Origin of the sequence: Zarconia navalis LEGE 11467 (genome assembly GCF_015207075.1) — a bacterium.
In the GTDB taxonomy this organism is placed as follows: Bacteria; Cyanobacteriota; Cyanobacteriia; order Cyanobacteriales; family Geitlerinemataceae; genus Zarconia; species Zarconia navalis.
The window spans coordinates 1-7,432 of the sequence record NZ_JADEXN010000250.1 but is presented as its reverse complement, the minus strand read 5'-3'; the positions used below and the strand labels follow the sequence as shown (position 1 = coordinate 7,432).

At 47.7% G+C, this 7,432-nt stretch carries 8 protein-coding genes; 3 read left to right on the top strand and 5 right to left on the bottom strand.

Annotated elements, in window-relative coordinates:
- Positions 1-23 precede the first annotated feature (23 nt).
- A complete protein-coding gene (locus IQ235_RS13715; protein WP_264322016.1) occupies positions 24-149 on the bottom strand; it encodes a hypothetical protein in 126 nt (41 codons plus the stop codon).
- A 64-nt stretch (positions 150-213) separates the two neighbouring features.
- Here IQ235_RS13715 and IQ235_RS13710 point away from each other — a divergent pair, with 64 nt between their 5' ends.
- Positions 214-654 carry a helix-turn-helix domain-containing protein gene (locus tag IQ235_RS13710; RefSeq protein ID WP_264322015.1) on the top strand — a complete coding sequence of 147 codons (441 nt, stop codon included), beginning with the start codon at positions 214-216 and terminating at the stop codon, positions 652-654.
- On the opposite strand, the gene IQ235_RS13705 is transcribed toward IQ235_RS13710, so the two are convergent.
- Entirely contained in the window at positions 651-1,316 is a 666-nt protein-coding gene (locus IQ235_RS13705; protein WP_264322014.1) for a hypothetical protein, read from the bottom strand. The genes IQ235_RS13710 and IQ235_RS13705 overlap by 4 nt on opposite strands.
- Before the next feature lie 103 nt (positions 1,317-1,419).
- On the opposite strand from IQ235_RS13705, the gene IQ235_RS13700 reads away from it, so the two are divergent.
- Positions 1,420-1,764, top strand: coding sequence for a hypothetical protein (locus tag IQ235_RS13700; protein WP_264322013.1), 345 nt, complete (start codon positions 1,420-1,422; stop codon positions 1,762-1,764).
- Positions 1,765-1,767: 3 nt separating this feature from the next.
- Here IQ235_RS13700 and IQ235_RS13695 read toward each other — a convergent pair whose 3' ends face one another.
- Positions 1,768-2,244: a hypothetical protein gene (locus tag IQ235_RS13695; RefSeq protein WP_264322012.1), complete on the bottom strand. Its 477-nt coding sequence runs from the start codon at positions 2,242-2,244 to the stop codon at positions 1,768-1,770.
- Between the two features lie 123 nt (positions 2,245-2,367).
- On the opposite strand from IQ235_RS13695, the gene IQ235_RS18925 reads away from it, so the two are divergent.
- Complete coding sequence (locus IQ235_RS18925) at positions 2,368-2,598, top strand: helix-turn-helix domain-containing protein (RefSeq protein WP_405196675.1); 231 nt, start codon at positions 2,368-2,370, stop codon at positions 2,596-2,598.
- Here the strand turns inward: IQ235_RS18925 and IQ235_RS13690 are convergent.
- Positions 2,563-6,381, bottom strand: coding sequence for a hypothetical protein (locus IQ235_RS13690; protein WP_264322011.1), 3,819 nt, complete (start codon positions 6,379-6,381; stop codon positions 2,563-2,565). The genes IQ235_RS18925 and IQ235_RS13690 overlap by 36 nt on opposite strands.
- 243 nt (positions 6,382-6,624) lie before the next feature.
- Positions 6,625-7,432: hypothetical protein (locus tag IQ235_RS13685; RefSeq protein ID WP_264322010.1), on the bottom strand; the 808-nt coding region annotated here is incomplete at its 5' end.

Here is a 7,432-nt window from a genome sequence, read left to right as displayed (position 1 = left end):
CTCGTTGACAAAAATCGCCTATTTCACCCCTCGTCATTCTCATTAACACCGAAAATCGCCCCCAGATTTCCCCAGAGGCGATCGAGTATCTCGACAGATTTCTTTGACTCGATCAGATCCTGAATCTTGCCAATAAAAATCCTGGACATGACGATCGGGAATACTCTCCGATACTCTGGGGTCAGGCAATCAACGACGAGACGATGAGAAAAAATGACGATTCCCGTAGCCAAGCGAGCGGAGATTTTCCGACTTCATAAACTTGGTGAATCCCAACGAGCGATCGCCGAGCGCCTAGGGGTCTCGCGCGCTGCCGTCAAAAACTATATCCGAGACCCCTTTCCGTCTTTGGAAGATTCCTCGGAGCCTATCGATAGGGGTCAAGTAATCCCTGGCGAATTCCTTGGTGAATTCGATCGCAAGGTCAATCTGATTCTCGATCGCCTTCTCGATCGATATCAAGAAATCGCAGCCGATCCAGACACGTCAAATAGAGACTTGATATCGCTGGGAAGATTGATTCAATCTTGGTCGCCTCAAACCCCGTCGGACTCCCCAACATCAAACACGACTAATGGACTTTCCGAGGTCGATTTGGACGCGAGATGGGAAGAGCGCAAACGCCAAGCTGAGATTCTCAGGGAAAAAATCTAATCTGATTCCTCCTCACCAATCCCAATCTCCTTCAATTTGTTGAGTTCGCTTACAAGTTCTTCCGCGGAAAGTTGATAAATATTCTCGCGATTATATATGAATTTATCGGACTCGGGTTCGGGAAGGAGTTCGATCCTACGAGGAAGATGCTCGCGATACAATTCCTCGATCGTCTTCCATTGAGTCGAACTTATCCGCGTCTGAACGTCGAGCAGCAGTGCCTCGATCGCTCGGGACTCTAACCCCTTCACCTGTCCCCAATCTTCGGGGAATCGACAAGCCAAGATAGCTCGGATCGCATTGACCATCGAAGCGTCGTTTCGTTCGAGGCTTTCCTTCATCTTTTTTACAAGGAAGAGCCGGAATTTCGCCAGCCCGCGCTGCTCTGCGACGAAAATCCCAATCTTGAATCGATCGAGCGCTCTCAAATCTCTTTCGGAGTTCGCGAGCGCTCGACCCTCTTTTCGATATTCCTCGAAGAATAATTGAGGGACGGGGAAGGGAAGGTCATCATCTTCGGCTTCTCGATCGGTCATCCAATCTCGAAGCCCGCCAATCGAGGATAAAAAACTCATCCCCATACCCACGTCATTCTCGATCGTCTCCAAAACATTTAATTTCTGACCGGGAGTCAGGACATTCCCGAAAGCTCGATTATTCATTTTTGTCGTTTCTCCATTCTCGATCGCGAGGGTCTAATACCTTCCCCAGAATACGATCGAGACAAGCGATTTGTTTGGGCGTGAGCGATTTCCCTGACTCGATTTGGGACTCGATCGACTCCAAGAATTCCAGATTCCATCCGGTCGCCTCGGACTTGGCGATCGCGATGTCGCTTGCCATCCCATTTCGATTTTTTCGATTCTTTGGCTTGGCGACCCACTTGATGAATTTTCCGCATCCCTGGCAGTCCATGCGGGCGTGATGGAAGTGTTCGGGCGTAAGTGTGACTCGACCCGCGTTCCACCCGCATTTGGGGCAATTCTGTGGCGCTCTCTCAATCCAAGTCTCGATCGTCAATTTATCAACTTCGATGTCCATACAACGATAGTACAGAAAAACCCCCAGAGCGAGGCACTCCGGGGGTTTCAAAATCCGAATTTAGAATGAACTTTACTTTGTTTTAAGGACTTGGGGGGCGACAGTCGGATCGAATTCCCAGAGCCTTGTCAGAATCTTGTCTCCAAAATCGTTGGTCTTCTCTACGTTGCGCATCTTAAAGACAAAAGGAGTCTTTTCCTTTTCGGCTTTATTCAACATCTCAAAAAGTTCGGATAAGTTGTTCGTCGTTTGAATTTCCTGCCCGTACTCGTCTTCCTCCACCTCCGACCGAAGAACGAAACCTAAAGCAGCAGCCACTTTCCCTAAAGAATTGTCTGGATTGTACCCACGCGAGACGTTGAGTTCGATCTCTTTATTTTCCCCAGACTGCCCTTTGACCAGGAACATTAGGGAGTTGAGTTCTTTGATTTCTCCGGTCTCTCGAATCGTGATTTGCTTGACTTTATCACCGAGAAATCGCCCAACGGTCAGACCCTCGAACTTGCCTTTAGCGATTGTAGCCGGTGTCCATGTGGTGGTGAATTGCATGAATCTTTCCTTTTTTTCAACTATCCTCATATTACACTCATCACGTGTAACTTGTCAAGTCTGACTAGAGTATTCCCACTTGTCACTTATACTGAGAATAATGTCACCCACTTGGAATAACGAATGCTGATCGAAATCATCACCCACCACGAGATAAAGGATTTAGGACAATCCATCAAAGAGGCTCGAAAAAACTCATCCAAATCCATCACCGAATTAGCTGCCAGAGCCGGAATGAGCGCATCGAACTGGTATCGAATTGAAAGCAGCCAAGTTTTGAAGCTCCCAATATCGACATTGAGAGCTATCGAAGAATCGCTAGAGGTAAGATTCCTCAAAGCTAGAGACTGCTAATTCGCCATTCCCCCCGTTCGGGATAGGCTCATCATCAAGCCCTGCCAGCGCTTCCATCAGCTCGTAATCCATCTCAACCCCAATCTCGAGCTTTTCTACTGGCGAGTCGTCGAGTTCTGCCAATGCTTCCATCAGCTCGTCATCAATTTCGGATTCAGGTTCGCTAGACTTTCCAACCGATTCATTTTCCGAAACTTCATCCGCTTCGCCTCCCACAACGGGGGGCGTTTCTTCTATCGGGTCTAACCCCAGTAGTTTTCGCATTCCCGATATTGGGGGTTTTTCAGGGCTTTCGGATACTTCGACTTTTCCATTATTTAGAGACTTTTCCTTGCGACCCGATATCAACTCATGCCAGTACGGAAGTTTTAGAATCAATTTCATCTCTTGCAAAATATCGAACGCCGGATGTTTGCGAGATTCTTCATCGAGGGGTCGTTCTTTCTCCAGGGTGGCGATCGGGTTAGTCACTCCATCGGCAACGGCAGAGCCAGCCCAATCAATCATCTCCTGATATTTGAGCGTTCCGTCATCATTCAAAAACCACGCCTCGATCGACTGACCGTATTTGTGTTTGGACTCGTCGATCGCATCGCGCCATCCTTTGTATTGGGCGATGAAGTTGTAAGGGAATTGAGACAGACTGAATTCGGTGAATAACATCGCTTTGAGTTCGGAATCCCCCGGAATCAATCCGCAGCCTTTATAGGTTTTCAGGCGGGCTTTGTAAGCTCCCACTTTCACGATCCCTTGGCGGATGACGACTGAGGAGCGAGGAACGGCGTTATTTTGTCCGCCTTTTCCATCTCCTTTGTGAAGAGCCTCTAAGAATAATTTAGCGGGTGCGACCCCATCTTTTCGGACGATCGAGATTCCCTGTCCCAACTTCCCTTCGGTGGTCGAGAACCCATTGTGTTTGACGATTTTCCCCCCATCCAATTCACCAAATTCGCGATCGGTTTCCCGATTAGAAACTTCGATGTGGTCTCTCGAAACCTGATGGCTGCGAGCTTTGATGGTTTGATTGTCCGGAGTCTTCATCAAATAATCCGCCGTACTTCGGAACACACCTCCATCGGGATACACATCCTTACTCTCAAACGAGAATTGACCGACCCGATCGCGATAAGAGATTTCGCAGGTCTTTTTATCGACCATGATTTGGGAGGTCTTGGCGTTGAGAACGGTCAGGGTCGGAAACAGAGTCTGTAGATGTTTCATCGCCATATCATCGACCCATCCCCATTTGTCGATCGCCACCCAGCCCAATTTGTTTGAATCGGGGATGGGACACCATTTCCATTCCTTCCCCCCCACCACTTTCCCGTTACGGACGAGATCGTAATTCGTGAAGGTTTTCCCGATGACTTCATCTGAGTCTTTATGTTCGCGAGCGGGTGTTCCTTCTTTGAACTCACAGACAATTGGCGCGCGATTTACGGTCAATTCCGACCCGCCCAAGGGAGCGAGTTTAAACCATTTCCGCTGATGTGAATCCGCAGTAAAACTCCCACCTTTAGATTGATGCCAAAGTTCGGCCACCTTCTCCATTTCGATTCGCCTCCCACGCGAATGACCCTTCAGATGAAAGACGGAATTGAGGGCAAACGCCCCGCCGTCGGTGATGGACTGGCGGCTAAAGAATCCGGTTTCCATCGTCCAAGCCAGAACGCGGGCGCGAGCCGTGATATTGTTTCCCACGATCGGGTTTGAGAACGGGAAATAGGGACTGACCATATCCCCATACAACGTATTAATCATCAGCTTTAGCATTGTCTGCATCGGGGATTTTTTTCCGTACTTAATCTTTGCGATTCCCCGCTGTTCGAGAAGCTTATTTGTAATAAGATCTCCCATTGGCAACCTATACCACGCACGGCATTCGCGCTCGACATTAACGACAACGTGCTTGCATTTCTTCTCATTTTTGACGTGGCAAGTCGAGCGATAGCGATATTCTTCATATCGCCTTCCCACCTCCCGATAACCCTCTGCATAATCCATCTCGCCAGTCTCGGGATTGACTTTGATTTCGATTTCTTCGGAGGCAGGATAATAACTAAAAACGTCAACATAGAGCTTGTCCATCAGATCGTTGAATTGACGTTTTGACGAACAGGACATCAAGACTTCGAGGATGTCGGACGAAATCACCCCGTGCTTGACCTCGCGCAACAAAATTTTGCTGATGCCCTTTTCCTCATCGAATATCTCGGAGTGATAGGGATTGCGCCCCATATCGCGGATAGCGGCTTTATCTACGTCAAACCAAGAAACTAACAAATTCTGGGCGTATCTCAATTTTCCGGAGACTCGTCCAAGAAACAGTCCGGGAACCAACTCTCCCCAGTCGGAAATAAATCGAGTTCCATTTTCGTCAGTGTCGATTTTGACTCCCAGCATTCTGAGAAGCGATCGCAACGACATTTTGCGATTTCGATTTTTGTGATAATAACGAATTGTTACGGGGTCGCATCCGATCGCCAGAGACTGGTTTCGCTGTCCCTCCCCATAACAACCGGAAATATCGATATCGCATAACAATTCCCAAAGTGCCGTATCTTTGCATCGGGCATTATATGCACGCCCCCCGTCGGTTTTGCTCAAATAAGATTCTGAAGAATCCCACTTTTTGGCAAGGGCTTGGGCGTTGTAGCTCGAATGTTTCGAGAGAAGTTCTATGACTTCCTTTTCCCACGGCCCGTTGGGATCGATGTCGTGGCGTTTGGCAATCGCTCGTATCAAGACGGTCGCCACCGTTTGCCCGATCGTCATTCCAGGATCGGCTTTATATTCCTCAAGTCCCAGAACTTCCAAAGTTTCAAGAAACAGCTCTTTATAACATTCCCAAATCAAGTCCAGGTCGATGTCATTCAATATGTATTTGTGAGTTTCTAAAGGCTTGTCCACTGCGGTTTGAATCATATCGTCCATATCCTCTGTCTTTAAAGCGTCTTTGTCAGGAAATTCAAACCCGGCGACTTCAGCCCAATTTTTTAGACCGCCATTCCCGACGACTGCGGCATAGTCGCGGATCGAGAGGAATAATTCATAGTCCACATCATCGATCGTGATGATGGCGTTCAGGGATGCTGCATCTTTCCCGACCCGCAAATCGCTCCCGATCGCCCGAATCCTTTTCCCGGCCGCAATCCGATTTTCTCCAGTGGATCTTAACAATTCCCGGATGCGACTTTCGACAGGCCCTTTTTTCAACTCTCCCAACATCCCGATTTCGGCGGTGGCGAAATACGCCTGCACTTCCCATATCAAAGGCTTGGCGTAGTCGGTCGCTGATTTTTCTCGAACTTGTACCGAATGTCCCTTGAGTCTCAATCCTTCAGCCAGCAGGCAGGTGGACTCGCCTTCGACACCTTCCCCATATATCGGATATGGGTCTAGCCCTCCATTAACCGCCGCTTCATTGATTGCATTCGCGAACTGGGGGTTTCCGAGCGCGAATTTGGTTTGGTCGGCTATGAACTTGATTTGACTAAATAGATGGCATCGTCGGACTTGGTGGGATATTTCCTTTCGATGTAATTTGCCCAAGATATTTTTCCGTTTCCCTTCCAACCCCCGTCTGGGTCTGCCATATCCCAGGGCGTAGGAAAGGTGACTCGAAAATTCCACATCGCAAACCGTGGAAATGACATCAATTTTATTTTCTCCATCGCCCACGAGAAGGCGGTTGAAATTTCTCTCCAGCCCTTGCACTGAAACAGTTTCAGGAGTCTGACTGACGGTCGGAATTGTGTTAGAATTGGCGGTATCGGGTGACATTTTGGATTGCTCCTAGTTACCCGGATGCCCTATAAATATTTAAGCTAAATGGGGTTTGTATTCCCACGGTAGAGCAAAAAACATTTACTATTGAAAAAGGGAAAGAGTTTTAGGTGTTGGACGCACCGTTGAATCTCTGACCTGTTTCCGGGCAATCCGGATTTGCTTTCTAAAAACATTTTACCCCGTCGGAACCCTGACGGGGTATTTGCTGCGCGGGGCTTTCAGGCGTGTCCAATATCTCTACAGAGATGCTTTAGCCTGCTTCCTTCCTCGGGTCTTTGTGGGCGTAACATCATCGCTTCCCACAATTTTTAGTGGTGTTTTGCTATCGACTGGGGGTTTATTAGTCCGTTTTGTCGTTGGTAACTCACTTAATATATCTTTGACGGGATTGTACTTATCATCGTCAAGAAGTTCTTGGAAATTGAACCGATAAGATATAGCCAGGATGTCCACATTGGCAATGATATCCAGCAAGGAACCACGTTCCATTATCACGTCCCCAGTAACTTCACTAACCGTTTTTTTAGTCCTGACATCTACCACCCCAACTGAATGATCGTGAATCAAAACTGATTCACATTCTTTGCACAAGATGTACACAGCATCATTCAAAGCGCAAGCCGCCGTGTATCCAGTCACTTCTAAATCAAAACCGCGTGACTCGTGAATATCTCGCTCTGACTTCGGTAAGGTAAGATCTGCATCGTTTTTAGACGACAAAAGCTTTCTCAAGGTGAGAACGTAGAATACTACGTTCCTGGAATGGTCTTGTATCGTTGCCCCAACTTCTTCTCTTGATTTAGCTAGTTTGAACTCAGTGCTTTCACCCATTGAAGCCTCTAGGATCTTAAGTGATTCTAGCTGCACCAATCCTAGAATTATAGCGACTCGTTCTTTGTAAGAATTTTTAATGCTTGTCGCAGGCTCTTTATCATCCCCGTCAAAGTACAGTGGATGGTTTTTTGTGACTGTATTTAGCATCGTTTCGGTTGGGTTCCATAATTTAGCAAACATATTTTTCTCTCCCCTCTTGTGGTGGTGGTGG

Bases quoted from the DNA above. Each gene is read 5' to 3' on its own strand.
- IQ235_RS18925 (WP_405196675.1), top strand. From the start codon at position 2,368: ATGCTGATCGAAATCATCACCCACCACGAGATAAAGGATTTAGGACAA.
- IQ235_RS13705 (WP_264322014.1), bottom strand. From the start codon at position 1,316: ATGAATAATCGAGCTTTCGGGAATGTCCTGACTCCCGGTCAGAAATTA.
- IQ235_RS13695 (WP_264322012.1), bottom strand. From the start codon at position 2,244: ATGCAATTCACCACCACATGGACACCGGCTACAATCGCTAAAGGCAAG.
- IQ235_RS13715 (WP_264322016.1), bottom strand. From the start codon at position 149: ATGTCCAGGATTTTTATTGGCAAGATTCAGGATCTGATCGAGTCAAAG.
- IQ235_RS13690 (WP_264322011.1), bottom strand. From the start codon at position 6,381: ATGTCACCCGATACCGCCAATTCTAACACAATTCCGACCGTCAGTCAG.
- IQ235_RS13710 (WP_264322015.1), top strand. From the start codon at position 214: ATGACGATTCCCGTAGCCAAGCGAGCGGAGATTTTCCGACTTCATAAA.